Origin of the sequence: Dietzia massiliensis (genome assembly GCF_018390595.1) — a bacterium.
In the GTDB taxonomy this organism is placed as follows: domain Bacteria; phylum Actinomycetota; class Actinomycetes; order Mycobacteriales; family Mycobacteriaceae; genus Dietzia; species Dietzia massiliensis.
This window is the reverse complement of the sequence record NZ_JAHBAV010000383.1, coordinates 1-310: the sequence shown is the minus strand read 5'-3', so window position 1 is coordinate 310 and position 310 is coordinate 1. Positions and strand designations below refer to the sequence as shown.

Below are 310 nucleotides of genomic sequence, written 5' to 3'. Positions count from 1 at the left end.
CACCTGCAGGGCGATGTGGACATGGTGGCGGTGATCGAAGCGATCCTGACCGAAGAGTTGCGTCGGCAGCGGGCGGGCGATCGGCGGCCGATCCCGATGCGCCCCGATCATGGGCATCAGATGCTGGACGACTTGAAAAAGAAAACCAATCCGGGCTATTCGGCCATCGGGCGGTTGAAAGGGCTGGCGGAGCTGCGCGGCGTCGAGCTGGCGCTCAAGCGGCGTTTTTTCCCGGAGTTGCCGTAGCGGAAAATGAAACGGGGCCGAGACTCGGCCCCGCTGGCGCGACTAGTCGGCGCGGCTCATGTAG

At 64.5% G+C, this 310-nt stretch carries 1 protein-coding gene; it reads left to right on the top strand.

The genetic code is table 11. From position 1 onward, the window contains the following. Positions 1-246, top strand: a 246-nt coding sequence (locus tag KHA85_RS20800) for a mannonate dehydratase (RefSeq protein WP_213186770.1), incomplete at its 5' end; no start/stop codon positions are given. Positions 247-310 lie beyond the last annotated feature (64 nt).